The following is a 25,650-nucleotide window of genomic DNA, read 5'->3' as shown; positions in this document are numbered from 1 at the left end:
AGGCGGCCGGGTGTACCTGAAGAGCCTGACCCTCAAGGGGTTCAAGTCCTTCGCTCAGCCGACCACGTTCGCCTTCGAGCCGGGGGTCACCTGCGTCGTCGGCCCCAACGGCTCGGGCAAGAGCAACGTCGTCGACGCGCTCGCCTGGGTGATGGGGGAGCAGGGGGCGAAGACGCTCCGCGGCGGCAAGATGGAGGACGTCATCTTCGCGGGCACCTCCACCCGCGGACCCCTCGGCCGCGCCGAGGTCGCGCTCACCATCGACAACTCGGACGGCGCCCTGCCGATCGAGTACACCGAGGTGACGATCACCCGGACCCTCTTCCGCAACGGCGGCAGCGAGTACGCGATCAACGGACGCGGCTGCCGGCTGCTCGACGTGCAGGAGCTGCTGAGCGACTCCGGTCTCGGGCGCGAGATGCACGTCATCGTGGGGCAGGGACAGCTCGACGCCGTGCTGCACGCGACCCCCGAGGAGCGGCGCGGGTTCATCGAGGAGGCCGCCGGGATCCTGAAGCACCGCCGCCGCAAGGAGAAGACGCTCCGCAAGCTCGAGGCGATGCAGGCGAACCTGACCCGCCTCTCCGACCTCGCGGGCGAGATCCGGCGCCAGCTCAAGCCCCTCGGGCGCCAGGCCGAGGTCGCACGGCAGGCGCAGACGATCGCCGCCGTGGTGCGCGACGCCCGGGCGCGCCTGCTCGCCGACGACGTGGTCGCGCTCCGGACCGCTCTGGACGGCTTCGCCCTCACCGAGAGCGAGCGGCACAGCGAGCGGGTGGTCCTGCAGCAGCGGCTCGAGCAGGCGACGCTCCGGCGAGCGCGGATCGAGGCGGAGGCGGTCGGCGACGCGGTCGACGACGCCCGGCGCACCTCGTTCGAGCTGGAGTCGGTGCAGGAGCGGCTGCGCAACCTCTCGGCCCTCGCCGGGCAGCGGCTCGCGATGCTCGAGCTCGAGTCCGAGCAGCCGCAGATCCAGCCGCGCGTGACGCCGGCCCAGGTGGAGGAGGCGCGGGTCGAGCTGGAGCGCCTGCGGCAGGCCGTCCTCGACGCGGAGACGGCGTGGGTCCAGGCGCAGCGCACGACCGTCGCCGCCCGCTCCGCCCTCGACGCGGTCGACGAGGAGATCGCCGCGCAGGCGGCCCTCGTCTCGCGCTACGACCTCGAGCTCTCCACCCTCTCGGGGCAGGCCGACACCGCCGCCTCCCGTCTCGCGTCCGTCCGGGGCGAGGTCCTGCGCGCGCAGAACACCCTCGATGCGGCCGACCGGCGGAAGGAGGCGGCGCGGCGGGCGCTCGACGCTCTGGAGGCCGAGCTGGACGACGCGGGCCGCGGCCCCGACGGCGGCCTCGACGAGGGCTACGAGCTCGCCCAGTCCGCGGTCTCGGCCGCCGAGGCCGGAATCGAGCGGCTGCGCGAGGAGCTGCACGCCCTGGAGCGCGAGCGCGAGGCGCTGGCCGCCCGCACGGGTGCCCTGTCGCTGGCCCTCGACGTCTCGGACGGCTCGGCCGAGCTGATCGCCGCCCGGATCGAGGGGGTGCGCGGCCGGGTCGCCGAGCGGATCCAGGTGCGGCCGGGGTCCGAGGCCGCGATCGCCGCCGCCCTCGGCGCGGTCGCCGACGCCGTGCTGGTCGAGTCGACCACCCGGGCCGACGCGGCTCTGGACGCCGCGCTGGAGCGCGACCTCGGACGCGTCGAGCTGCTGGTCGCCGACGCCGCCCGGCCGTACGTCGCTCTCACCGTTCCCGAGGGGGCGGAACGCGCGGGCGACCTCGTCTCGGCGCCGGCCGGGGTCCTCTCGCTCCTCGAGCGCGTGCTCGTGGTCGAGGACCTCGCCGCGGCGCGGCGCCTGAGAGAGGGCATCGATCCGGGCACCGTCCTGGTCACCCGCGACGGCGCGACCGTCTCCGACGCCGTGCAGAGCGCCGGCTCCGGCGGGCAGCGCAGCCGGATCGAGCTCGTCTCCGAGCGCGACTCGGCCGCCGCCCGGCTGGAGGAGGTCGAGGGCGGGATCGACCGGCTCCGCTTCGAGCTCGCCGAGCAGACCGGTGCGCTCCGCGGCGCGAAGGAGCAGGCCGCGAGCGCGCTCTCGGCCCTCCGCGAGCACGACGCCGCCCGTGCCGCCCACACCGAGCGGCTCGGCGGCGTGCGCGCCCAGCTCGAGGCGGCCACCGCCGAGCACGGCCGGGGCTCGAGGGCGCTGGCCGTCGCCTCGGACCGGGTCGGCGACGCCGAGCGCGCGGCCCAGGAGGCGAGGTCGGCGCTCGACGCCGCGCGCGCCAGGCCCCGGCCGGTGCTCGACGCGAGCGCGCGCGACGGTCTGCAGCGCGACGTCGACACCGCACGCGAGCGCGAGATCGAGGCGCGGCTCGGCGTCGAGACCGCCAAGGAGCGGGTGCGGGCGGAGCAGTCCCGCGGGGAGGCGCTGGCCCGCCAGCTGGCCGCCGACCGCGCCGCCGCCGACGAGGCCGCGCGCCGCGCCGTGATCCGCCGTCGCCAGCGCGACGCCGCGGCCGAGGTGACCGCCGCGCTCCCCGCCGTCCTCGCCTCCGTCGACCGCTCCGTCCAGCAGGCCCGGGCCGAGCTCGTCGCGGCCGAGGCGGCGCGCTCGCAGCAGAACGCCGAGCTGCAGGGGCTCCGCCGCGAGGAGGGGAGCGTGCGCGACCGGCTCCAGTCCGTCACCGAGAGCGTGCACGGCCTCGAGCTGCAGATCTACGAGAAGAGGCTGCAGCTCACCGGTCTGCTCGAGCGCGCCGCGTCCGAGCTCGGGCTCACCGAGGACGTGCTGGTGGAGGAGTACGGTCCCGGAGTCGGCGTCCCCGACGAGACGGACGAGGAGCAGGAGCCGCGGCCCTACGTCCGCGAGGAGCAGCGCCGCCGCCTCGAGAAGGCCGAGAAGCAGCTGGGGCAGCTGGGCCGCGTCAATCCGCTCGCGCTGGAGGAGTTCGCCGCGCTGGAGCAGCGGCACGCGTTCCTGACCGAGCAGCTGGCCGACCTCACCGGGACCCGGCGGGACCTGCTCACCATCATCGAGGAGCTCGACGAGACGATGCAGACCGTGTTCGCCTCCGCGTTCGACGACACGCAGGCGGCGTTCGCGGACGTGTTCCCCGTCCTCTTCCCCGGCGGCACCGGCAGCATCCGCCTGACCGACCCGGAGAACCTGCTCACCACCGGCATCGAGGTCGCGGTGCGGCCGGCCGGCAAGAAGATCGAGCGGCTGTCGCTCCTCTCCGGAGGGGAGCGCTCGCTCGCGGCCGTGGCGTTCATGGTCGCCATCTTCAAGTCGCGGCCGAGCCCCTTCTACATCATGGACGAGGTGGAGGCCGCTCTCGACGACGCGAATCTCGGCCGACTGCTCAGCATCTTCGAGGACCTGCGCACCTCGAGCCAGCTGATCGTCATCACCCACCAGAAGCGGACCATGGAGATCGCGGACGCCCTCTACGGCGTCTCGATGCGGCAGGACGGCGTCTCGGCCGTTGTCGGCCAGCGCATCGCCGCGCCCCCGGCCTGAACCCGCCTCCCCGACCGCTCGGAGGCGCGCCCGCCGGTAGCCTGGACCCATGGCAGAACGCACCTCCTGGTCGCTCGGCCGCGCACTGCGCGGCCTGTTCGAGAAGCGCACGATCGATGACCAGACCTGGGACGACCTCGAGACGGCGCTGATCACCGCCGACTTCGGCCCCGACATCACCGAGGAGATCGTCGACGACCTCCGCGCCAAGGTGGCCCGATACTCCACCACCGACCCGCGCGACCTCCAGCGGATGCTCCGCGAGTCCCTCGAGGAGCGCCTGTCGAAGTACGACACCACCCTCAAGCTCAGCGAGCGCCCCGCCGTGATCCTCGTGGTCGGCGTGAACGGCGTCGGCAAGACCACGACCATCGGCAAGTTCGCCAAGTTCCTCCGCAACTACGGCCGGAGCGTCGTGGTCGGCGCGGCCGACACCTTCCGCGCCGCGGCGGTCGACCAGCTCGCCACCTGGGCGCAGCGCGCCGACGCCCAGATCGTCCGCCCTCAGCAGGAGCGCCAGGATCCGGCGTCCGTCGCCTTCCAGACCGTGCAGTTCGCGAAGGACACCGGCGTCGAGATGGTCATCATCGACACGGCCGGCCGCCTGCACACCAAGGGCGGGCTGATGGACGAGCTCACGAAGATCAAGCGCGTCATCGAGAAGCAGGCCCCGATCTCCGAGATCCTGCTCGTGCTCGACGCGACGACCGGTCAGAACGGGCTGAGCCAGGCCGAGGCGTTCATCGAGCACGCAGGCGTCACCGGCCTGGTCATCACCAAGCTCGACGGCTCCGCGAAGGGCGGCTTCGTCCTCGCGGTCCAGGAGCGCACCGGCATCCCGATCAAGCTCGTCGGCCAGGGCGAGGGCATCGGCGACCTCACCGGCTTCACCCCCCACGTCTTCGCCCAGCAGCTCGTCAGCTGAGCGGCCCCGCCCGGAACGACGCGCCGGCGCCGTCCCGGTGGCGGGCTACACGGCCTGCGAGAAGCCCAGTGCCGCGTCGGCGAGGTGGCGCAGGTGCTCCGGGACCGGCAGCCCCTTCGACTCCATCGAGCGCGCCCAGAGCCGGCCGGCCCGGTAGGAGGATCGGACCAGGGGCCCGGCGAGGACGCCGAGGAAGCCGATGTCCTCGGCCTCCTCCTTGATCGCCACGAACTCCTCCGGGTGCACCCAGCGGTCCACCGGCAGATGCCGCGGCGTCGGGCGGAGGTACTGCGTGATGGTCACGATGTCGGTGCCGGCGTCGTGGAGGTCCTGCAGCGCCTGCGAGATCTCCTCCCGCTCCTCGCCCATGCCGAGGATGAGGTTCGACTTCGTGATCAGCCCCGCCTCCCGGCCCTGGGTGAGCACGTCGAGCGAGCGCTCGTAGCGGAAGGCCGGCCGGATGCGCTTGAAGATCCGCGGCACCGTCTCGACGTTGTGGGCGAACACCTCCGGCTCCGCGTCGAACACCCGCTGCAGGTGCTCGGCGCGGCCGGTGAAGTCCGGGACCAGGATCTCGACCCCCGTGCCCGGAGCCTGGGCGTGGATCTGGCGGATGGTCTCGGCGTAGAGCCAGGAGCCCTCGTCCGGCAGGTCATCGCGGGCGACTCCGGTGACGGTCGCGTAGCGGAGGTTCATCCGCGCCACGGACTCGCCGACGCGCCGGGGCTCGTCCGCGTCGTAGTCCGCGGGCTTCCCGGTGTCGATCTGGCAGAAGTCGCAGCGGCGGGTGCACTGGGCGCCCCCGATGAGGAAGGTCGCCTCGCGGTCCTCCCAGCACTCGAAGATGTTGGGGCAGCCCGCCTCCTGGCAGACGGTGTGCAGCTCCTCGCTCTTCACCAGCGACTGCAGCTGCAGGTACTCCGGGCCCATCGAGGCCTTCGTGCGTATCCACTCGGGCTTGCGCTCGATCGGCGTCTCGGCGTTGCGGATCTCCAGCCGCAGGAGCTTGCGGCCGCCGGCCTCGGCGCTCACGCGGCGACCTCCTCGATGCGGGCGGAGAAGGCGGGGGCCGCCTCCGAGAAGCGCGCCGCCACCCGCGCCCGCACCGCCTCCATGGGCGGAGCCTCGCCGCGCTCGCGCTCGAGCGTGGTCACTCCGGCGTCGGCGATGCCGCAGGCGACGATGCGGGCGTAGGGCTCGAGCCTGTTCGAGACGTTGAGGGCGAATCCGTGCATCGTCACGCCCGAGGCGACGCGGATGCCGATCGCGGCGATCTTGTCGGCGCCGCCGTCCCTCGGGATCCACACTCCCGAGCGCCCGTCGACGCGCCGCCCCTGCACGCCCAGGTCATCGAGAGCGGCGATCAGCACGCCCTCCAGCGAGCGGACGTAGGCGACCACGTCGACGGGCTCGCCGAGCCGCACGATCGGGTAGCCGACGAGCTGGCCCGGGCCGTGCCAGGTGATCCGCCCTCCGCGGTCGACGTCGACCACGGGCGAGCCGTCGTCCGGGCGCTCGTGCGCCTCGGTGCGCTTGCCGGCGGTGTAGACGGAGGAGTGCTCGCAGAGCACGAGGGTGTCCGGCCTCGAGCCCGCCACCACCTCGGCGTGCAGGCGGCGCTGCAGCTCCCAGCCGTCGGTGTAGTCCAGGGGATCCGCGGAGTCGCCCGCCACCAGTGTCTCGATCACCGGGCCACCCTAGCCCTGTTCTTGGACCCGGACCAGTTAATCCGCTCCGCGGTGATCGCGCCGATCGCGAGCCGATCGGCGGCCCCGCCCGCCGACCCTCCGGGCCTCCGGTAGAATTCCGGGCATCATGGCTACTTTCGGCACCCTCTCCGATCGACTCGTCGAGACCTTCAAGAACCTCCGGACGAAGGGCAAGCTCTCCGCGTCGGACGTCGACGGCACCGTCCGCGAGATCCGGCGGGCCCTCCTCGACGCCGACGTCGCGCTGGAGGTCGTGAAGGAGTTCACCGGCAAGGTGCGCGAGCGCGCCCTCGGCGACGAGGTCAACAAGGCGCTCAACCCGGCCCAGCAGGTCGTCCAGATCGTCAACGAGGAGCTCGTCGCGATCCTCGGCGGGCAGTCGCGCCGGCTCGAGTTCGCCAAGCGCCCGCCGACCGTCATCATGCTCGCCGGCCTCCAGGGCGCGGGCAAGACGACCCTCGCGGGCAAGCTCGGCAAGTACCTGGGCAAGGACGGCCACACCCCGCTGCTCGTCGCGGCCGACCTCCAGCGCCCCAACGCCGTGCAGCAGCTGCAGGTCGTCGGCGAGCAGGCCGGAGTCGCGGTCTACGCGCCGGAGCCGGGCAACGGCGTCGGCAATCCGGTCAAGGTCGCTCAGAACGCGATCCGCTTCGCGACCGACAAGCAGTACGACACGGTCATCATCGACACGGCCGGACGCCTCGGCGTCGACGCCGACATGATGAAGCAGGCCGCCGACATCCGCCGCGTCACGAACCCCGACGAGGTCCTGTTCGTCATCGACGCGATGATCGGCCAGGACGCGGTCGCGACCGCCAAGGCCTTCCAGGAGGGAGTCGACTTCACCGGCGTCGTCCTCTCCAAGCTCGACGGCGACGCCCGCGGAGGCGCGGCGCTCTCGGTCGCCTCGCTCACCGGCCGCCCGATCCTCTTCGCCTCCACGGGCGAGTCGCTCGACGACTTCGAGCAGTTCCACCCCGACCGCATGGCGAGCCGCATCCTCGACCTCGGCGACGTGCTGACCCTCATCGAGCAGGCCCAGTCCGCGTTCGACGAGGACGAGGCGCGCAAGATCGCCGAGAAGATCATGGGGGACACGTTCACCCTCGACGACTTCCTCGGCCAGATGCAGCAGCTGCGCAACATGGGCTCGATCAAGAAGATGATCGGCATGCTGCCCGGCGCGAAGGGCATGCGCGAGCAGCTCGACCAGTTCGACGAGCGCGAGATCGTGCGCACCGAGGCGATCATCCAGTCGATGACGAAGGCGGAGCGGGTCAACCCGAAGCTGCTCAACGGCTCGCGGCGCCTGCGCATCGCCCGCGGCTCCGGCATGACGGTCACGGACGTCAACCAGCTCGTCCAGCGCTTCGAGCAGGCCGCCAAGATGATGAAGACGGTCGCCAAGGGCGGCATGCCCTCGGTCCCCGGCATGGGCCCCGTGCCCGGCGCCGGCTACCAGGGCCGCCCGAAGGCGCAGAAGAAGAAGAGCAGCAAGTCCGGCAACCCCGCCAAGCGCGCGGCCGAGAACGCGGCGATCACCTCCGGGCCCCGCCCGGGCGATGCGGGCGGCTCCGGCTTCGGCCTGGGCGGCGGCGCCGGCAAGGGCGCCCAGCCCACGCCGGAGGAGCTCGAGCAGCTGCAGAAGCTCCTCGGGCGATGAGGCGGGTCGCGGCCGGACGCGCGGGCGGGGTCCTCGTCCTCGCGGCCGTGCTCGGGCTCACCGGCTGCGCCGAGGGCTCCGGGGTCGACGCGATGACGGCGCCCTCCCCGGAGGACCTGGTCGGCCGCTGGGTGACGGGCGTCTCCTACGACGCGCCCGACGTGCCGTTCCTCCTGATCGCGGAGGACGGGACCTGGACGGGCTCCGACGGCTGCAACGGCGCGCTGGGCGAGTGGTCGATCGACCAGGAGGGCGCCCTCACCGTGTCGGCCGGGCCGAGCACGCTGATCGCCTGCGACGGCGTCGCGCTGCCGATGATCTTCTCGGAGGCGGCGATGGCCTCGATCGACGGCGGACGGCTCCGCCTGTTCGACGACGAGGGGGCCACCGTCGTCAAGCTCGCCCGCTCCACGAGCGACGAGGCGCCCTCGGCGTCGCCGGACCCGGCGGGGGAGTAGCGCGCCGTCCCTCCGGGGGCCGCAGCGGGGATCCCCGTGAGGCGCACCGCTCGCTAGCGTGAGGGCATGACAACCGCACACGCGCGCCCCGTCCGCATCGGCGTCCAGATCGCACCGCAGCACGTCCCCTACGAGGTCATCCGCGACACGCTCGCCGAGCTCGAGGACCTCGGCGTCGACATCGCCTTCAACTGGGACCACTTCTTCCCGCTCTCGGGAGAGCCGAACGGCCTGCACTTCGAGGGCTGGAGCATGCTCGCGGCCTGGGCCGAGCAGACCAGCCGCATCGAGTTCGGCCCGCTGGTCACCTGCAACAGCTACCGGAACCCCGACCTCCTCGCCGACATGGCGCGCACGGTCGACCACATCAGCGCCAAGGGCGCCGAGGGCCGTCTGATCTTCGGCATCGGCTCGGGCTGGTTCGAGCGCGACTACGAGGAGTACGGCTACGAGTTCGGCACTCCCGGCTCCCGCCTCGACGAGCTCTCCGAGGCGATGCCGCGCATCCGCAGCCGGTGGTCGATGCTCAACCCGGCGCCCACCCGCGACATCCCGGTGATGATCGGCGGCGGCGGCGAGAAGAAGACGCTGCGGATCGTCGCCGAGCACGCCGACATCTGGCACAGCTTCTCGGACGTCCCGACGCTCGAGCGCAAGCTCGGCGTGCTCTCGGAGTGGTGCGGACGAGTCGACCGCGACCCGGCCGCGATCGAGATCTCGACCGGCGCGAGCGTGCGCGGCGGTGTCGGCGACGCCTCCTTCGACGTGCTCGACCAGCAGTACGACCTGGGCGCCCGCCTGTTCACGCTCGGCATCACCGGTCCGGACATCGACCTCGCGCCCGTGCGCGACCTGCTCGGCTGGCGCGACGGCCGGAACAGCACCGCGCGCTGACCCGGCGGGGCGCCGTCACGACGGCGCCCCGCGTCGGAGTCAGGCCGCCGGCGCGTCCGTCGCCTTCTGTCCCGTCGGCACCGCCCGGGCGAGGCCGGACTTCTCGGCCGCCACCTCGAACGCGTCGGCCAGGGCGCGCTGGCCCTCGACGGTGGGATGCACGCCGTCCTCGCCGAGCAGCCCGTCCTCGCGGAGGGGGTCCGGGTACTCCAGCGCACCGCCGCCGGCGGCCGTCACGGCCTCGACCAGTGCCGCGTCGTACTCGTCGAGATCGGAGGGACGCGGGTCGGGGCCCCAGACCGAGTCGAGCGCGATGAGCCGGGCCGAGGGCGAGGCGGACACGATCGCGTCCACTGCCGGCCCGATCGCGGCGTCCACGTCCTCCGGATCCCAGCCGAGATCGTTGCTGCTGGCGATCAGCACGATCGCGTCGGGCCGGGTGTCGGCGATCTCCTCCGCGCGGTCGCCGATCGCGACGCCGCAGTCGCCCGGCTCGATGAAGCCGCCGCCGTCGCAGCCCAGGTTCGTGACGTCCCAGCCGAGGTCGTCGCCGACGAGAGCGGGCCAGGCCTGCTCCGGGTCGACCGTCAGACCGCGCACGATGCTGTCGCCGACGATCGTCACCCGGGAGCCGACGGGAAGAGAGCCGCCGATCGAGAGCGGCAGCGGATCGGCGGTGACGGTCGGGAGGGGAGTGGCGGTGCCGGCGGGGGACGCGGTCGCCGGGCCGGTCGTCGTCGAGGACGAGCAGCCGGCGAGGCCGAGGGCCAGCGCGCCGATCGCGGCTGCGGCGAGGAGGACGGGACGCGTCATGAGCGGGGATCCCGGAGCCCGTCGCGCAACTCGCCCGCGAGCGCCCGGACCACCGCCTTCAGGTCGCCGTCGTTCGCCGCCGCCGTCCGCAGCTGGCGCTGGTAGCTCGCTCCCGCGACCAGGATCAGCTCGACGTCGCCGAGCTCCTTCACGCAGTCGAGACGCTCGGCGACCGGTGCGAGGGTGACGAGCAGGTCGCGGATGTCGTCGGTGACCAGCCGCTCCGCTCCAGCGGCGTCGAGGATGATCTCGGCGTCGAGTCCGTAGCGGGCCGCGCGCCACTTGTTCTCGCGCACGTACCAGGGCTGCATCGTCGGAAGGTCCTCGCCCGCGTCCAGCCGCGACGAGAGGTGCTCGACGAGGCACTGGATCAGCGCGGCGACCGCTCCGATCTCCTCCGCGGAGGAGAGGCCGTCGCACGCGCGCATCTCGAGAGTGCCCCACTGCGGCGAGGGGCGGATGTCCCAGCGGACCTCCGTGTGATCGTCGATGACGCCGGTGCGCATCATGTCGTCGACGTACTCCTCGTAGTTCGCCCAGGCACCGAACTGCGGAGGCAGGCCCGCCGTCGGCAGCTGCTGGAACATCAGCGCGCGGTTCGAGGCGTAGCCCGTGTCGACTCCGCCCCAGAACGGGCTCGACGCCGAGAGCGCCTGCAGGTGCGGGTAGTAGTCGAGCAGGGAGTTGAGGATCGGCAGCACCTTGTCGCGGTGCTCGATGCCGACGTGCACGTGGATGCCCCAGATCATCATGTTCCGGCCCCACCACTGGGTCCGGTCGATGAGGCGGTGGTACCGCTCCTTGTCCGTGATGGCCTGGTCGAACCACTGCGCGAACGGGTGCGTGCCCGAGCACACGAGGTCGAGTCCCATGGGGTCGGTGATCTCGCGCACCTGCCGCAGCTGATCCTGCAGGTCGGCGACCGCGTCGCGGACGGAGGTGTGCACGCCGGAGACCAGCTCGACCGTGTTGCGCAGGAGCTCGCCGGTGATGTGCGGGTGCGGGGCGCCGTCGTCGCTGCGGAGCGCCTCCAGCACCACATCGGCGACGTTGGCGAGATCGCCCGTCTGCCGGTCGACGATCGCGACCTCCCACTCGATCCCGAGCGTGGAGCGGTCTGATGCGGCGAAGCTGATCTCCATGGCGTGGTCCTCATCGGATCCGGGCGTCCGCCGATCGGGACGCGCCTCGCCATCCTGCCACCTGCGGCCGGGGCGGACGCCGAGCCCCGGCGGAGGCCTTCCCGGTCCCGCGAGGCCCGCTCCCGCGAGGGTGCCGCTGGGCGGCGGCGTGCCGGGCCCGCACCGGGGCGGTTTTTCTGGCAGAATGATCCGTCGGGTCCGAGGCGGTCGACCCTCTACTCACCGCCGACGAAACCCCCTCGAGCTTCCGCCGGGTGTGCCCCCACGCTCACGGCTCAGTTCATCCATCATCGACCGGACACCGGTCAACGACCACACAGGAGAATTGTGGCTGTCAAGATTCGTCTGAAGCGCCTCGGCAAGATCCGGGCGCCCTACTACCGCATCGTCGTCGCCGACTCGCGCACCAAGCGCGACGGCCGCGTGATCGAGGAGATCGGCAAGTACCACCCGACCGAGCAGCCCTCGTTCATCCAGGTCGACTCGGAGCGCGCGCAGTACTGGCTCGGAGTCGGCGCGCAGCCGACCGAGCAGGTCGCCGCGATCCTCAAGCTGACCGGCGACTGGGGTCGCTTCAAGGGCGACGCCGACGCCGTCAGCACCGTCCAGGTGAAGGAGCCCAAGGCTCCGTTCGTCGTCGACGCGAAGAAGAAGCCCGTTCTCAAGCCGAAGTCCGAGGCTCCGGCCAAGGCCGCCCCGGTCGAGGACACCGCCGACGAGACCTCCACCGAGGCGTAGTCAGTGCTCGCTCCCGCCGTCGAACACCTCGTCAAGGGGATCGTCGAGAACCCCGATGAGGTCAGTGTCGTGGCCACGAGCTCCCCGCGCGGAGAGGTCCTCGAGGTGCGCGTGCACCCCGAGGACCTCGGTCGCGTGATCGGACGCTCCGGTCGCACAGCCAAGGCCGTCCGCACTCTCGTCGCCGCGCTCGCCGACGGGCGCCGCGTGCGCGTCGACGTCGTCGACACCGACAAGTAGAGGTGTCGGTCACCGGACCGGGCACGACGCAGCTCCGCGTCGCCCGACTCACCAAGGCCCACGGGCTCAAGGGCGCCATCAAGCTCGAGCTCTACACGGACGAGCCCGACAAGCGCTTCACCCCCGGATCCACGTTCACGCTGCAGGTCCCGCGCACCTCCGAGTGGCACGGCAAGAAGCTCGAGCTCGTCGAGCTGCGCTGGTACAACAGCCACCCCGTCGCGTTCTTCCGAGGTGTCGACGACCGCAACGCCGCTGAGACCCTCCTGAAGGCGATCCTCTGGATCGACGAGGAGGTGCAGACCCAGCCGGGCGAGGACGACTCCTGGTACGACTACCAGCTGGTCGGCATGAAGGTCGTCCGCGACGGCGTCGAGGTCGGCACCGTCCGCCGCGTCGACCACTTCCCCGCGCAGGACCTGCTCATCGTCGGCACCCCCTCCGGCGAGGTGATGGTGCCGTTCGTGAACGCGATCGTCCCCTCCGTCGACGCCGCGGCCGGGATCGTCACGGTCACGCCTCCGATCGGCCTGTTCGAGGAGGCTCCCGAGGAGGAGCCCGCCGCGGTCGACCTCAGCGGTGTCGACCTCGCGGACCCGGCGCTGAGCGCGCCTGCGGACGCCGACGCGCCGGACGCCTCCGATGACGCGGACTCCGCTGACGCGGACGCCGCTCTCGGAGAGCCCGCCGACGACGAGCCCCCGGCCGCCTCCGACGCCGCCTCCGAGGAGGAGCCCCGGTCGTGAGGATCGACATCGTCACGATCTTTCCGGAGTTCTTCGGCGTGCTCGACATCAGCCTGCTCGGCCGTGCTCGGCAGAGCGGGCTGATCGAGCTCGGCGTGCACGACCTGCGGGACTTCACCCACGACCGCCACCGCACCGTCGACGACACGCCCTACGGCGGCGGCGCCGGCATGGTGATGCGACCGGAGCCGTGGGGCGAGGCGCTCGACACGATCCTCGACGGCGCGGACGACCCCGTCGTGATCTTCCCGTCGCCCGCGGGCGAGCTGTTCACCCAGGCGACCGCCCGCGAGCTCGCGGAGGAGTCCACCCTCGTCTTCGGCTGCGGCCGCTACGAGGGCATCGACCAGCGCGTCGTGGACCACACCGCCGAGCGCGCGCGGGTCCGGCTGATCAGCCTCGGCGACTACGTCCTCAACGGAGGAGAGGTCGCCGTGATGGCGATGATCGAGGCCGTCGGACGCCTGGTCCCGGGCGTGGTCGGCAATCCGGTGAGCCTGGTCGAGGAGAGCCACTCCGACGGGCTGCTCGAGTACCCGAGCTACACCAAGCCGGCCTCCTGGCGCGGCCTCGACGTCCCTCCGGTGCTCCTCAGCGGCAACCACGGGGCGATCGCCGCCTGGCGCCACGAGCAGAGCGTCGAGCGCACGCGCCGCGTCCGCCCCGAACTGCTTCCCTAGCCCCGCGCCGCACGGTCACCGGGCCGCGAGGGCCAGGTGCCGGTCGCGGAGGGCGAGGAAGAGGGGGAACGCGAACGCGAGGGCGACCAGCGGCGCGAGCAGCACCAGGATCCACACGCGGCGCATCCCGATCCGGCGGCCCTCCACCACCATGAAGGCGACGGCCGCGATCGCGACGACCAGCAGGTCGGTCGAGAACGACGACACCCACGGCCCGCCCGCGGCGAGGCCGGCGAGGACGTCCGCGCCCTCCTGCATCGCCCTCACGTTCCAGGTCCAGGTCCCGATCAGCCCGGCGAGGGCGAGGACGAGGTAGACGATCCCGAGCGGCGTCCAGCCGCGGTGCAGCCGGCTCATGCGCGGGCCTCCGTTCGTGCGAGGGTGAGGATCGTCCCTCCGGCGAGGGCGATCACGGCCACAGTAGCGACGGCGAGGGTCAGCGCGTCCGGTGCGGTCAGCGCCTGTCCGCGCAGCGCCTGCCAGCAGGTGAGGGCCACCGCGGCCGCCCAGCCCGCCGAGGCCAGGGCGACGAGCCGCAGCCGGGTGGATCCGGGGCGAAGGACGGGGATCCGGGCTGCCAGCCGTCCGAGCAGCAGCGCGAGCAGCGGGAGCCCCTGCAGAGCGTGCATCCCGACGAAGTGCGGGATGCGCAGATCGCCCCCCGTGGTGCTCCAGCCCAGGAGGGGGAGGCTGGGTCCGCCGTCCGCGACTCCGACGGCGTGCGCACCGACGACGCCCTGGTAGTCGCTGATCTGGCCGGGCGAGGGCCCCGTCATCAGGAACGCGAGGGCCATCCCGACGAGCCCGATCACGAGTCCGGCGCGGACGGCGAGCGTCAGCGCAGGGTCGCCGAGCGGCACCCGCGCCAGGAGGGCGGCGAGGACCAGCGTCGCCAGCCAGACCACCATGATCGAGACGGCCATCGAGGCCCAGAGCGCGGCGTGCAGGGGAGTGGAGACGTCGAAGTGGCTGCGCTCGCCGACCAGGGCGGCGCCTCCGATCACGACCATCTCGACCGCCAGACCGACCGCCGCGACCGTGCCCAGCGCTCGGGCGAGGCGGCGCCGGCGGGGCACGAGCCCGATCAGCCAGGCGAGCGTCACGGCGTACAGCGCGATCGAGAGGCAGAACTTCAGCGGCTTGCCCCAGAGCGGCTGTCCGCCGAGCTCGCGGGGATCGACGACCAGCGCGATCGCGCAGAGGAGGGCGCCGACCGCCATCGCGCCAGCGAGCACCAGGAGCGGCCGGTGCGGAGCAGCTGAGGCCGTGCGCGCGGGCGTCTCGGTCGCGGCGCTCATCGGGGCACCTCCGTCGAGCCGAAGCGGCTCTGCGTCTCGCGCGCCTGGGCGACGCGCCGGAGCGACTGCAGCACCACGTCTCCGAGCGCGGTGCCGACGGCGGCGACGGCAGCCTGCTCGCTCACGCTCTCACGGGCCTGCAGTTCGTCGAGGTCGGCGGAGGCGACGAGGGCGGCGGCGCGGGCGTAGGCCTCGAGCCAGCCGGCGCTCATCGGTCCGGTGGAGAGCTCGAGCGCGTCGAGCGCCCGTGCCGCCGTCGCGACGGCAGGGTGGCCGCAGTGGTCGGAGCCCGCGGCCTCGGCGATCCGCCGCGTCGACGCCTCGGTGGCGGACGCGGTCGAGTCGGTGCTCACGGAGACCACGTCCTGCGCCACCTCGAACGCTGCTGTCGGACCGACGCCCGCGTCGAGCGCGGCCGTGATCCGCTTCGCGCCGGCGATGCCGACGCCGCCGCTCTCGATGAGCGCCCGGAGCAGCGTCAGGCGGGCGACATGGGCGTCCCCGTACTCCGCCCGCTGGGGGCCGGCGGCGTCGCCCGGCGGCAGCAGCCCCTCCCGGATGTAGTACTTGATCGTGGGCAGGCTGACGCCGCTGCTGCGGCTGAGCTCCGAGATTCGCACGTGGACAGTATCGCTATCCGATAGCGGTACTGTCCATCTTTAGTCAGTCCCGCGCGGAGAGGACGATGTTCCCCGTCTCGGTGATGGCGATCGTGTGCTCCATGTGGGCGCCGCGCGAGCCGTCGCGGCTGCGGAGGGTCCAGCCGTCCTTGTCCGTGTAGATCTCGTCGGTCGTCTGCAGGAACCACGGCTCGATCGCGACGACGAGGCCCGGGCGGAGCGGGTAGCCGCGGCCGGCGCGTCCGTCGTTGGGGATGTGCGGATCGCCGTGCATCGTGCGGCCGACGCCGTGGCCGCCGAAGTCGGTGTTGATGGACAGGCCCTCGGCGTGTGCGACGGCCGCGATGGCCGCGGAGATGTCGCCGATCTTCTTCCCGGGCTGCGCGGCGGCGATGCCGGCCTCGAGCGCGCGTGTGGTGGTGTCGATGAGGGCGAGGTCCTCCTCGCGCGGCGTCCCGACCACGACGCTGATGGCCGAGTCGGCGACCCAGCCGTTCACGGAGGCGGCGAAGTCGAGGGTGAGCAGGTCGCCGTCCTTCAGCCGGTAGTCGAAGGGCAGGCCGTGCAGCACCGCGTCGTTGACGGAGGTGCAGATGACCTTGCCGAAGGGGCTCGCGCCGAAGGAGGGGTGGTAGTCGATGTAGCAGGACTCGGCGCCGGCCGCGCGGATCATGTCGTGGGCGAGCCGGTCGAGCTCCAGCAGGTTCACGCCGACCGCGGCGGCAGCGGAGGTGGCCTTCAGTACCTCGCCGACGAAGCGGCCGGCGGGACGCATCTCCTCGATCTCGGCGGGGGTGCGTAGCTCGATCATCCTGATCCTCTCGGGGTCCGCTGAGCCGTCGCTCAGCGGTGGTGGGTACGGTCGGTGCATGCGCACGCGACGGGCATTCGGTTCCTGGCAGTTCCCGGCGGCGATCGTGCTGCCCTTGTGGATCCTCCTCGGCTACGGGGTCTTCGGAGGATCGAGCGGCTGGACCGTGCTCGGCCTGGTGATCGCCCTCCCCATTCTGGCGGTCGCGCTGGCGGCTGTGGCCGCGATCGTCGCATTCCGGGTGACCGTTCGGCCCACGCGCACTCCCGCGTGGGGCGACGTGGCCGTGGTCGGCGCCTGGCACCTCTCCCTGATCGCCTTCGGCTTCTTCCCGCCCGGCGCCTGGGCGCTGGGCCTGCTCTCGGTGGTCCTCGGAGTGGCGGCCTTCTGGCACTCGGGGTGGCGGTTCCTCGCCGACGCGAGGGCCACTCTCCTCGCCTTCTCGGAGGCGGCGTCCGTGCAGGCCGAGGGCGCTCACCGCCCGGTCGCCGGCGAGGGCTTCGATCCGGAGCGCCCGCAGGACGGGCAGACCATCGTCCTCTGAGGGGTCGGGCGTCCCGCGAAGCGCTGTCCCACTGCGAGGCCCCGCCCTGTTCCACGGCTCGGCCCTCTCGACGGATCCGCCCTCTGCGCGGCTCTGGCCTCAGGGCGCCCCTGCCCTTTTGACGGCTCTGCCCTCCTGACGACTCTGCCCTCCTCATGACTCTGCCCTCCTCATGACTCTGCCCTCCTCATGACTCTGCCCTCCTAACGTCCCTGCTTTGACTCGGATCGGCGCGGCATGGCAGAATGAGCGCTTGTGCCTCGCGCAGGCTCTGCCACAGGGGAGCCGCGACGACGTGGGCACGACCGACTTCCATCAACGAAACGGTGTTCGACCTGTGGCGGGCACGGAGAGCGATACAGCATGCACATCCTCGATTCCGTCGATGCGGCGTCCCTCCGCAGCGATGTCCCGGACTTCCGCGCCGGCGACACCGTCAAGGTCCACGTCAACATCGTCGAGGGCTCCCGCTCGCGCATCCAGGTCTTCCAGGGCGTCGTCATCGGCCGCTCCAACGAGGGCGTCCGCGAGACCTTCACCGTCCGCAAGGTGAGCTTCCAGGTCGGCGTCGAGCGCACGTTCCCCGTGCACTCGCCGGTCATCGACCACATCGAGGTCGTCACCCGCGGTGACGTCCGTCGCGCGAAGCTCTACTACCTGCGCAACCTCCGCGGCAAGAAGGCCAAGATCAAGGAGAAGCGCGACGCCTGAGCGGCATCCGCACGACTTCTCGGGAACCCCGGTCCACCTATGATGGACCGGGGTTCCTCCCTTTCTCGGGGGCGATCCGTCCGGGGAGTCCACCCGGTGATGCACAGTAGGGGCGACGGCGAGCGATGACAGACAGCACGGCCCCGGTCCGCCTTCCCGGAGGCGAGGACCACGCCCGCCACTCGGCGGATCCGTCCGAGAAGCGCCCGCGCAAGCGCCGGGGAGTCCTGCTCTTCCTCCGCGACGTGCTGATCATCTTCGTGGTCGCGGTGCTCGTCTCCTTCCTCGTGAAGACCTTCCTGATCCGCTCCTTCTACATCCCCTCCTCCTCGATGGAGCAGACGCTCGTCGAGAACGACCGGATCCTCGTGAACGAGCTCGTACCCGGAGTGGTGAAGATCTCGCGCGGCGACGTCGTCGTCTTCCGCGATCCCGGCGGATGGCTCTCGCCGAGCTCCGAGCCCTCCGTGCCGCCGTTCCAGGCCGCGGTCGACTCCGCCCTCGCGCTCGTCGGCCTCACCGCTCCCGACAGCAACGACCACCTCATCAAGCGCGTCATCGGCCTGCCGGGCGACCACGTGACCTGCTGCACACCGCTCGGCCAGGTCGAGATCAACGGCAACCCGATCGACGAGCCCTACGTGAAGCTGCCGGACGGGGTGCAGGCGGTCTCGGCCACCCCCTTCGACGTCGTCGTGCCCGAGGGCTCGCTCTGGGTGATGGGCGACAACCGCTACAACTCCGCCGACTCCCGCTACAACACCGACAAGCCGGGCGGCGGCTTCGTGCCGATCGACAACGTCGTGGGCCGCGCGATCCTCGTGACCTGGCCCGTGCAGCAGTGGGCGTGGCTCGACGACTACCCGTCGGTGTTCCGCGGAGTCGACACCGAGGCCTCCGAGGAGGGCCCGGACGACGCGCAGAGCGGGCAGGGCTAGGTGGTCGTCGCCGAGCCGACGCTGACGCAGGAGCGGCGCCTCTTCCGGCAGGGCTACGAGACGGTCATCGGCTGCGACGAGGTCGGCCGCGGCGCGATCGCCGGCCCGGTGTCGGTCGGTGTCGTGTCGATCGGCAGCCGTTGCGGGCGCTTCCCCGAGGGGCTCCGCGACTCCAAGATGCTCGCTCCCGCCCGCCGCGAGGCGCTCCTGCCGGGAGTCGCGAAGTGGGTCTCGGCCTGGGCGATCGGCGAGTCCTCGGCGGACGAGATCGACGAGACCGGGATCATCGCCGGCCTCGGCCGCGCCGCGTCGAGGGGCATCGAGCGCCTCGCCGACCAGGGCGTCGACCTCGCCACCGCCGTCGTCCTCCTCGACGGCGCTCACGACTGGCTGACGCCCGCGCTGGGCGAGTGGGCGGCCGAGCTGACGATCGTCACCCGCGTGAAGGCCGACCGCGACTGCGCGGCCGTCTCCGCCGCCTCCGTGCTCGCGAAGGTGGGCAGGGACGGTCAGATGGTGCGCCACCACGACGATTTCGCCGACTACGCCTGGGACAGCAACAAGGGCTACGGCAGCGCCGCGCACTGGGCGGGGATCGAGCGGGTCGGCCCATCCCCGCTGCACCGGGTGACCTGGCTGTCGAAGTCGCGGGAGAGCGTCGAGGAGCCGCTCCCGGCGCTCGGGCCCGTCGGCTCGGCGTAGGATTGTCCAACGATGGATGAGGACGAATTCGAGGACTACGACCGCGAGGTCGAGCTGGCACTGTACCGGGAGTACCGCGACGTCGTCTCGCAGTTCTCGTACGTCGTCGAGACCGAGCGCCGGTTCTACCTGGCGAACGAGGTCGACCTGGTCCGCCGCGACACCGAGCACGACTTCTACTTCGAGCTCACCATGCGCGACGTGTGGGTCTGGGACGTCTACCGCTCCGACCGCTTCGTGAAGTCGGTGCGCGTGCTGACCTTCAAGGACGTCAACGTCGAGGAGCTCTCCCGCAAGGAGTTCGAGCTCCCCAAGGAGCTCGCGCTCGACGAGTAGCCCTCTGTCGCGGCAGGCTCCGGACCCCTTGCTGGTCGCGTAGCCGCCTCCGACGGCGCATCGAGACCCGGTGCCAGGAGCCCCACCCCGCTCCGGAGCTCTCTCGGATCCTCGGCTCCGCGCGTCTCGTCGTCAGGCGGCGCGGATACATCAGCTGGTCGCGTAGCCGCACCCGGCGGCTTATCGAGACCCCGGTCCGACGTCCCTCCCCACCCGCCACCTCGGCCCTCTTCTCCCCGGATCCCCTCCCGGCCGTACAGCGCTTGTTCCTGCTCCGGCACGCTTCCGGCAGGAGGACGCATGGACAAGGACGAACTGGGGCGGCGCGGCGAGGAGATCGCGGCGGCGCACCTGAGAGACAACGGATTCGAGATCCTCGACCGCAACTGGCGGGTCCGCGAGGGCGAGCTCGACATCGTGGCCCGCGACGGGTCGGCACTGGTCGTGGTGGAGGTGAAGACGCGCTCGTCGACGCGCTTCGGACTGCCGGTCGAGGCCATCACGCGGGCCAAGGCGCAGCGCCTGCGCCGACTCGCCTACGCCTGGGCCGACGAGCACCACGAGCGCTCCCGGCATCTGCGGATCGACGCGGTCGGCATCGTCGCGCCCGGGGGAGTCCCGTCGCAGATCCGGCACCTGCGGGCGGTGGCCTGATGGGCCTGGGAAGGACCTCGGCGGTCGGTCTCGTCGGCTTCGCGGGAGCCGTGGTCGGGGTGGAGGCGCACTCGGCCGACGGCACCCCTGGCATGGTGATCATCGGCCTGCCCGACGCCGCGCTCGCGCAGGCGAAGGAGCGGGTGCGCTCGGCGGCGATCAACTCCGGCAGCACCATCGCCGAGTACAAGATCACCGTGAACCTCTCGCCGGCCGCGATGCCCAAGCACGGCTCCGCCTTCGATCTCGCCATCGGGCTGGCCGCGCTCGCGTCGCTCCGCGAGGTCGATGCGGAGTCGGTCGCCGCGGTCGTCCACATCGGGGAGCTCGGCCTGGACGGCCGGCTGCGCTCCGTCCCGGGCGTGCTGCCCGCGGTGCTCGCGGCCGCCCGCGAGGGCAGGCGCCGCGTGATGGTCCCCGTCGAGGACCGGCTCGAGGCGGAGCTGGTCGACGGCGTCGAGGTGATCGCGGTCTCCTCGCTGGCGGCGGCCGCCGTCTGGCACGGAGCCGAGTGGGAAGTGCCGGTGCTCCCCGAGGCCGCGCCGCCGTCTGAGACGGTGTCCGAGCCGGAGGCCCGCCTCGACCTCTCCGACGTGGTGGGGAACGAGGAGGCGGCCGAGGCGATGGTCGTCGCGGCGGCGGGCGGGCACCACGTGTTCCTGCTCGGGCCTCCCGGCGCCGGGAAGACGATGCTCGCCTCGCGCTTGCCGGGCATCCTCCCCGACCTCGACGACGATGCAGCGCTCGAGGCCACCTGCATGCGCTCGCTCGTCGGAGCGCCGACCGGTGGCGCGCTGGTGCGCAGACCGCCGTTCGAGAGTCCGCACCACTCCGCCTCGTCCGCAGCGATCGTCGGCGGGGGCAGCGGCCGCATCCGGCCCGGCGCGGTCGCCCGCGCCACCCGGGGAGTGCTGTTCCTCGACGAGGCCCCCGAGTTCTCGTCCGTCGCCCTCGATGCGTTGCGCCAGCCGCTCGAATCCGGCGTGATCCGCATCCACCGCGCGAACGCCGTCGCCGAGTTCCCCGCGCGGGTGCAGCTCGTCCTCGCGGCGAACCCGTGCCCGTGCGGCCGCTTCGGCATCCCCGGAGAGACCTGCACCTGTGCTCCCTCGGTCCGCCGCCGCTACCTCGCGCGGCTCAGCGGACCGCTGCTCGACCGCGTCGACATCCGACTGACGGTCCGCCGCATCAGCGCGGCTCAGCTGGCCGCACGTCGAGACACGTCAGGCATGTCGACGGCGCAGGCCCGCGCCCGCGTCGTTGCGGCGCGGTCCCTGGCAGCGGCTCGCCTCGCCTCCACTCCGTGGACGCTCAACTCGGAGGTCTCCGGCGCCTGGCTGCGCTCGGACCCGGTGCGCCCGACCAGTGCCGAGTCCCGCACGCTCGACCGGGCTCTGGAGCGAGGTCTGGTGACCATGCGCGGCTACGACCGGGTCCTGCGCCTGGCCTGGACGCTCGCGGACCTCGACGCAGCCGACCGGCCGTCAGCAGCCCACCTCGCGCGCGCGCTCGTCCTCCGTGGGGGTGCCGCGTGATCCGGCCCGACGCGCTCTTCGACGGCGCGGAGCTCGATGCTGTTCGCCGACTGCTGCCGAGCGGCGCAGCCGATCCGGACTCGGCTGCCGACGGCGAGCCTTCGGGTGAGTCCGGCTGCGCTCGGAGCGCACTCGTCGACGCTACAGCGCGGTGCGGCTGGAACTCTCTGACCGAGCCCGGCGACTCCGTCGCAGCCCTCCTCATCGAGAGGGTCGGCGCGGCCGAGGCCTTCGCCCACGTCGTGTCCTCGTCGTCCGCGGAGGAGATCCTCGCGCCCCCGCATCGCGCTCCCTCCGACGCAGGAGGCGCGGCGCTAGCGCCCCTCGACTCCGAGGTCGCCGCGCTCCAGTCGGGGCTGGCGCGCTGGCGACCGCGCCTGGACCGCAGGCTCCTGTTTCGACGTCTCGAGATCGCCGAGCGACTCGGCGCCCGGCTGCTCCTGCCCGGGGCTCCCGTGTGGCCCGAGTCGCTCGACGACCTCGGGCCGCACGCGCCACTCCTGCTCTGGCTGCGCGGTGATCCCGCCGCCTTCGATCCGCCGCACCGCCTCGCCCTCGTCGGCGCCCGCGCTGCGACCGGTTACGGCGAGCACGTCGCCGCCGAGCTCGCCGCGGGCGTCGCGGCGCGAGGCGTCGCCGTCGTCTCGGGCGGTGCCTTCGGGATCGACGCGGTCGCCCACCGTGCCGCCCTCGGCTCCGGAGGCCGGACGGTCGCCTTCCTCGCCGGGGGAGCGGACCGCCTCTATCCGACGGCTCACGCCGACCTCCTCCACCGCATCATCGCCACCCCCGGCTGCGCCGTCGCAACGGAGGTCCCGCCGGGCACCACGCCCACTCGCTGGCGATTCCTGCAGCGCAACCGCCTCATCGCCGCCTCCACCGCGGGCACCGTCGTCGTCGAGGCCGGCGCCCGCTCCGGATCCCTCAACACCGCCGGCCACGCGGCTGCCCTGGGCCGCCCCCTCGGTGCGGTCCCGGGCTCGGTCACCAGTGCCTCCTCCGCCGGCTGCCACCGGCTCCTCCGCGAGTACGCGGCGACTTGCGTCACCTCGCCGGCGGATGTGCTCGAACTGCTCGCCGTCGGCGACGCCGACGGATCGTGCCGAGCGCTGACCGCGGCTGAGGCGCGAGTCCTGGCCGTCGTCGAATCCGAAGGAGGCTGTGACGCCGCAACCGTCGCCCGGCTCTCCGGGGAATCGCTCGATTCGGCACTGTCGGCGCTGGGTGCGCTCCTCGCAGACGGACGCGTCCACCGTTCCGAGGACGGGGACTGGGAGCGGGCGCCCGGGTGAGCGGCCCCGCCGCCGCGGCGCTGTCGGCGGTCCGCCCTACGCTGAAGGGGCATCGGCGAGGGGAGCGGCATGGACGCCACGGCAGCAGGACACGGCGGAGAGCGCCCGCAGCTCGGGCACTTCCGCGCCGCCGACAGGGTCATCGCGCATCTGAGCGACACGCACCTGCTGGCCGACGGCGCTCCGCTCTACGGGAAGGTCGACACGGTCGCCCGCCTCGCGCAGGCGGTCGGCCGGCTGGCCGAGCGCGGCGGACGCCTGGACGCGATCGTGGTGACCGGGGACGTCGCGGACCGCGGCGAGGAGGACGCCTACCGGCGCGTGCGCGAGCAGCTCGACCCCGTGGGCGAGCGGTTCGGCTGCCCGATCGTCTGGGTGATGGGCAACCACGACGAGCGCGGAGCCTTCCGGCGGGTGCTCCTCGAGCAGGACCCGGCGGGCGCGGGACCCGTGGACCAGGTCGTCGACCTCGGCGGGCTCCGGCTCATCGCGCTCGACAGCGCGGTGCCCGGCTTCCACCACGGCGACCTCACCGACGCCCAGCTGGCCTGGCTGAAGGACGAGCTCGCCGCACCGGCCCCGCTGGGGACGATCCTCGCCCTGCACCACCCTCCGCTGCCCACGCCGCTCGGCGCGATGACCGTGCTCGAGCTGCGGGGGATCGACCGCCTCGAGGAGGTGGTGCGCGGTACCGACGTCCGCGCGATCCTCGGCGGCCACCTGCACTACCCCACGGCTGCGACCTTCGCGGGCGTGCCCGTGCTCGTCGCCGGCGCCACCAGCTACACGATGGACCTCGGAGCGCCCGAGCGGGAGCTCGCCGGCGTCGACGGAGCGCAGAGCCTCTCGCTCGTCCACGTCCACCCGGAGACGGTGGCCGCCTCGTTCGTGCCGACGGCACCGGCCCCGATCGCGACGCGGTTCGGCACCGACCTGATCGAGCGGCTCGAGGGGCTCGACGAGCAGGGGCGCATCGACCTCTGGTCGCGGATGCCGGACGGATCATGACCGGCGAGACGCTCGCCGACTCGGTCGAGCACTTCCTCCGGTACGTCCTCGATGAGCGGTCCCTCTCGCCCGCCACCGCGAAGGGCTACCGCTCCGACCTGGCGCGCCTGATCGCCCACACGGAGGAGAAGGGGCGGCTCCTCACCGCCGAGCTCGACCTCGAGCTGCTGCGCGACTGGCTCTGGCGAGAGTCGGAGTCGGGGATCGCCCGCGCGACCCTCGCCCGGCGCACCGCGGCCGTCCGCTCCTTCTCCTCCTGGGCGCATCGGAACGAGCGGCTCCCCGTCGACGTCGCCGCACGCCTCAAGACGCCCAAGTCGGGACGGACACTGCCGCGGGTCCTCACGCTCCCGCAGGCGGAACAGGTGCTCGACACGGTCACGGCGCGAGGCGCGACCGAGGACCCGGTGGCGCTGCGGGACCTCGCGATCGTCGAGCTGCTCTACGCCTCCGGCATCCGCGTCTCCGAGCTGGTCGCCGTCGACCTGGGCGACGTCGATCTCGGCCGGCTCACCGTGCTCGTCACCGGCAAGGGCGCCAAGCAGCGGGTCGTCCCGTTCGGCGTCCCCGCGAAGGAGGCGCTCGTCGACTACCTGGAGCGCGCCCGACCCTCTCTCGCCACCGGCGACGGGAGTGGGGCCCTGCTGCTGGGACGGCGGGGCGCGCGCCTCACCCCGCGCACGGTCTACGGCGTGGTGGCGAGGCTCCTCGACGGCGGTCATGGCTCCGGACCGTCCGGTCCGCACACCCTCCGCCACACCGCGGCGACCCATCTGCTCGACGGCGGAGCCGACCTCCGCGCCGTCCAGGAGCTGCTCGGCCACGCGAGCCTGGGCACCACGCAGATCTACACCCACGTCTCGACCGAGCGGATCCGCGACGCCTACCGCCTCGCCCACCCCCGCGCCTGACCGGACGCGCGAGTCGCTGGACGCACCCTTCCGCGCCACTCGCTGAACCCCCTGCGCCACGTCGTCCATCGGCAGAAGCACCGCCCGGGGGATCCCGCCGAAGAACCGCATCGGCGAGACGTAGTCGCCACCCTCGCGGACGCCGAGGTGCACGCACCTCCCGTCGCAGTGGCCGCCCGCACCCACTGCTCCGACGGGCTGGCCCGCGGTGAGGACCTGCCCCGCCGTCACCGATCCGTCGACCGGCTCGACCGTCGAGACCAGACCGTCCGCGTGCACGATGCTCACCACGGACCGGTCGACCACCCTGCCCGAGAACGACACGGTGCCCGCAGCGACGGCGACCACGGGCTGCCCGGCCGCTGCGGCGAGGTCGATCCCGCGGTGCCCGGGGGCGTAGCGGTGGGCCGGCGCGCCCCACGGCTCCACGACGGAGAACTCCGGGACGGGTGAGATCCACCGCGGGTCGGACCGGCCGGGGGACGAGGTGCCGGAGGGCGAGGCGCCGAGAGGCGCCCCGACGAGCAGAGCGGCGAGGGCGAACACGCCCGGGCGCAGGAGTCGGGATCGGAGCATGCGGCCACCCTCCTGGAGCCGGTCTGGGACCGGTGGTCGGCCGAGCGGATCAGGGGAGGAGAGCGCGACGGGCCCGGCTGTGGAGGGAGGACATCGGCCGGGGGAGAGCGCAACCCGTCCCGGCGGTGCCGCGGCGAGGAGTAACGTGCCGGTGATCCGGCTCGGGAGCGGCACCCCGCCCCCACCGGCGGC

Annotated in this window: 27 protein-coding genes and 1 pseudogene; 19 read left to right on the top strand and 9 right to left on the bottom strand. The window is 72.7% G+C overall.

Features of this window, described 5'->3' with window-relative positions; genetic code table 11:
- The first annotated feature begins 10 nt into the window (after positions 1-10).
- Together smc and ftsY are read left to right on the top strand one after the other, a co-directional pair.
- Positions 11-3,514 carry a chromosome segregation protein SMC gene (smc, locus tag C5C53_RS08220; RefSeq protein ID WP_104267283.1) on the top strand — a complete coding sequence of 1,168 codons (3,504 nt, stop codon included), beginning with the start codon at positions 11-13 and terminating at the stop codon, positions 3,512-3,514.
- A gap of 49 nt (positions 3,515-3,563) precedes the next feature.
- Entirely contained in the window at positions 3,564-4,439 is an 876-nt protein-coding gene (ftsY, locus tag C5C53_RS08215; protein WP_104223920.1) for a signal recognition particle-docking protein FtsY, read from the top strand.
- A gap of 45 nt (positions 4,440-4,484) precedes the next feature.
- On the opposite strand, the gene lipA is transcribed toward ftsY, so the two are convergent.
- Both lipA and lipB read right to left on the bottom strand, forming a co-directional pair.
- Positions 4,485-5,471, bottom strand: coding sequence for a lipoyl synthase (gene lipA, locus C5C53_RS08210; RefSeq protein WP_104247634.1), 987 nt, complete (start codon positions 5,469-5,471; stop codon positions 4,485-4,487).
- Positions 5,468-6,127 (bottom strand): lipoyl(octanoyl) transferase LipB, encoded by a 660-nt coding sequence (lipB, locus tag C5C53_RS08205; RefSeq protein ID WP_104267282.1) that lies wholly within the window; start codon positions 6,125-6,127, stop codon positions 5,468-5,470. Before lipB ends, lipA begins: the two co-directional genes overlap by 4 nt.
- A 127-nt stretch (positions 6,128-6,254) precedes the next feature.
- Here lipB and ffh point away from each other — a divergent pair, with 127 nt between their 5' ends.
- The 3 genes from ffh (at position 6,255) to C5C53_RS08190 (ending at position 9,163) form a co-directional block, all read left to right on the top strand.
- Positions 6,255-7,811 carry a signal recognition particle protein gene (gene ffh / locus C5C53_RS08200; protein WP_104267281.1) on the top strand — a complete coding sequence of 519 codons (1,557 nt, stop codon included), beginning with the start codon at positions 6,255-6,257 and terminating at the stop codon, positions 7,809-7,811.
- Positions 7,808-8,269, top strand: coding sequence for an META domain-containing protein (locus C5C53_RS08195; protein ID WP_104267280.1), 462 nt, complete (start codon positions 7,808-7,810; stop codon positions 8,267-8,269). Before ffh ends, C5C53_RS08195 begins: the two co-directional genes overlap by 4 nt.
- A gap of 66 nt (positions 8,270-8,335) precedes the next feature.
- Entirely contained in the window at positions 8,336-9,163 is an 828-nt protein-coding gene (locus tag C5C53_RS08190) for an LLM class F420-dependent oxidoreductase (RefSeq protein WP_104223915.1), read from the top strand.
- A gap of 39 nt (positions 9,164-9,202) precedes the next feature.
- Here C5C53_RS08190 and C5C53_RS08185 read toward each other — a convergent pair whose 3' ends face one another.
- Positions 9,203-9,976 (bottom strand): SGNH/GDSL hydrolase family protein, encoded by a 774-nt coding sequence (locus C5C53_RS08185; protein ID WP_104267279.1) that lies wholly within the window; start codon positions 9,974-9,976, stop codon positions 9,203-9,205.
- On the bottom strand, positions 9,973-11,118 hold the full coding sequence (locus C5C53_RS08180) for a glutamate--cysteine ligase (RefSeq protein ID WP_104267278.1): 1,146 nt from the start codon (positions 11,116-11,118) through the stop codon (positions 9,973-9,975). Before C5C53_RS08180 ends, C5C53_RS08185 begins: the two co-directional genes overlap by 4 nt.
- A gap of 327 nt (positions 11,119-11,445) precedes the next feature.
- Between C5C53_RS08180 and rpsP the strand changes: the two genes are divergently transcribed.
- The 4 genes from rpsP to trmD are packed head-to-tail and all read left to right on the top strand — an operon-like array spanning position 11,446 to position 13,522.
- A complete protein-coding gene (gene rpsP, locus C5C53_RS08175) occupies positions 11,446-11,856 on the top strand; it encodes a 30S ribosomal protein S16 (RefSeq protein WP_104223912.1) in 411 nt (136 codons plus the stop codon).
- 3 nt (positions 11,857-11,859) lie between these two features.
- Complete coding sequence (locus C5C53_RS08170; protein ID WP_068210678.1) at positions 11,860-12,096, top strand: RNA-binding protein; 237 nt, start codon at positions 11,860-11,862, stop codon at positions 12,094-12,096.
- A gap of 2 nt (positions 12,097-12,098) precedes the next feature.
- A complete protein-coding gene (gene rimM, locus C5C53_RS08165) occupies positions 12,099-12,842 on the top strand; it encodes a ribosome maturation factor RimM (protein WP_104267277.1) in 744 nt (247 codons plus the stop codon).
- Positions 12,839-13,522, top strand: a complete 684-nt coding sequence (gene trmD, locus C5C53_RS08160) for a tRNA (guanosine(37)-N1)-methyltransferase TrmD (RefSeq protein WP_104267276.1) — start codon at positions 12,839-12,841, stop codon at positions 13,520-13,522. The genes rimM and trmD overlap by 4 nt, the downstream gene beginning before the upstream one ends.
- 15 nt (positions 13,523-13,537) lie before the next feature.
- Here the strand turns inward: trmD and C5C53_RS08155 are convergent, their stop codons facing one another.
- From C5C53_RS08155 to map, 4 genes are read right to left on the bottom strand one after another with little or no spacing between them, the layout of a single operon-like run.
- On the bottom strand, positions 13,538-13,879 hold the full coding sequence (locus tag C5C53_RS08155) for a DUF2834 domain-containing protein (RefSeq protein WP_104250523.1): 342 nt from the start codon (positions 13,877-13,879) through the stop codon (positions 13,538-13,540).
- Positions 13,876-14,820 carry a hypothetical protein gene (locus tag C5C53_RS08150; protein ID WP_104267275.1) on the bottom strand — a complete coding sequence of 315 codons (945 nt, stop codon included), beginning with the start codon at positions 14,818-14,820 and terminating at the stop codon, positions 13,876-13,878. Before C5C53_RS08150 ends, C5C53_RS08155 begins: the two co-directional genes overlap by 4 nt.
- Positions 14,817-15,440: a MerR family transcriptional regulator gene (locus C5C53_RS08145; RefSeq protein ID WP_104262841.1), complete on the bottom strand. Its 624-nt coding sequence runs from the start codon at positions 15,438-15,440 to the stop codon at positions 14,817-14,819. Before C5C53_RS08145 ends, C5C53_RS08150 begins: the two co-directional genes overlap by 4 nt.
- A gap of 43 nt (positions 15,441-15,483) precedes the next feature.
- Positions 15,484-16,251 (bottom strand): type I methionyl aminopeptidase, encoded by a 768-nt coding sequence (map, locus tag C5C53_RS08140; RefSeq protein ID WP_104267274.1) that lies wholly within the window; start codon positions 16,249-16,251, stop codon positions 15,484-15,486.
- A gap of 58 nt (positions 16,252-16,309) precedes the next feature.
- On the opposite strand from map, the gene C5C53_RS08135 reads away from it, so the two are divergent.
- The 10 genes from C5C53_RS08135 to C5C53_RS08090 all read left to right on the top strand — a co-directional run bounded on the left by C5C53_RS08135 (position 16,310) and on the right by C5C53_RS08090 (position 24,882).
- Positions 16,310-16,795 carry a hypothetical protein gene (locus C5C53_RS08135; protein ID WP_104247628.1) on the top strand — a complete coding sequence of 162 codons (486 nt, stop codon included), beginning with the start codon at positions 16,310-16,312 and terminating at the stop codon, positions 16,793-16,795.
- A gap of 363 nt (positions 16,796-17,158) precedes the next feature.
- The gene (gene rplS / locus C5C53_RS08130) at positions 17,159-17,506 is read left to right on the top strand and encodes a 50S ribosomal protein L19 (protein ID WP_104223904.1); all 348 of its coding nucleotides are present in this window, start codon (positions 17,159-17,161) and stop codon (positions 17,504-17,506) included.
- Between the two features lie 125 nt (positions 17,507-17,631).
- Positions 17,632-18,444, top strand: coding sequence for a signal peptidase I (gene lepB, locus C5C53_RS08125; protein ID WP_104267273.1), 813 nt, complete (start codon positions 17,632-17,634; stop codon positions 18,442-18,444).
- Entirely contained in the window at positions 18,445-19,146 is a 702-nt protein-coding gene (locus tag C5C53_RS08120) for a ribonuclease HII (RefSeq protein WP_104226870.1), read from the top strand.
- Positions 19,147-19,158: 12 nt separating this feature from the next.
- Positions 19,159-19,482, top strand: a complete 324-nt coding sequence (locus C5C53_RS08115) for a DUF2469 domain-containing protein (RefSeq protein ID WP_055792576.1) — start codon at positions 19,159-19,161, stop codon at positions 19,480-19,482.
- Positions 19,483-19,782: 300 nt separating this feature from the next.
- Positions 19,783-20,136, top strand: a complete 354-nt coding sequence (locus tag C5C53_RS08110; RefSeq protein WP_104223901.1) for a YraN family protein — start codon at positions 19,783-19,785, stop codon at positions 20,134-20,136.
- Positions 20,136-21,671, top strand: coding sequence for a YifB family Mg chelatase-like AAA ATPase (locus C5C53_RS08105; protein WP_104267272.1), 1,536 nt, complete (start codon positions 20,136-20,138; stop codon positions 21,669-21,671). The genes C5C53_RS08110 and C5C53_RS08105 overlap by 1 nt, the downstream gene beginning before the upstream one ends.
- Positions 21,668-22,963, top strand: coding sequence for a DNA-processing protein DprA (dprA, locus tag C5C53_RS08100; RefSeq protein WP_258075397.1), 1,296 nt, complete (start codon positions 21,668-21,670; stop codon positions 22,961-22,963). The genes C5C53_RS08105 and dprA overlap by 4 nt, the downstream gene beginning before the upstream one ends.
- 69 nt (positions 22,964-23,032) lie before the next feature.
- On the top strand, positions 23,033-23,971 hold the full coding sequence (locus C5C53_RS08095) for a phosphodiesterase (RefSeq protein WP_104223899.1): 939 nt from the start codon (positions 23,033-23,035) through the stop codon (positions 23,969-23,971).
- The gene (locus tag C5C53_RS08090; RefSeq protein WP_104267271.1) at positions 23,968-24,882 is read left to right on the top strand and encodes a tyrosine recombinase XerC; all 915 of its coding nucleotides are present in this window, start codon (positions 23,968-23,970) and stop codon (positions 24,880-24,882) included. The genes C5C53_RS08095 and C5C53_RS08090 overlap by 4 nt, the downstream gene beginning before the upstream one ends.
- Positions 24,883-25,005: 123 nt before the next feature.
- On the opposite strand, the pseudogene C5C53_RS17595 reads toward C5C53_RS08090, so the two are convergent.
- Positions 25,006-25,458: pseudogene (locus tag C5C53_RS17595) on the bottom strand (murein hydrolase activator EnvC family protein); the annotation flags it as partial.
- Positions 25,459-25,650 lie beyond the last annotated feature (192 nt).

The organism is Rathayibacter sp. AY1E3 (assembly GCF_002932235.1).
Lineage (GTDB): Bacteria > Actinomycetota > Actinomycetes > Actinomycetales > Microbacteriaceae > Rathayibacter.
The sequence above is the reverse complement of the archived record's forward strand: the minus strand, read 5'-3'. Positions and strand labels throughout refer to the sequence as shown.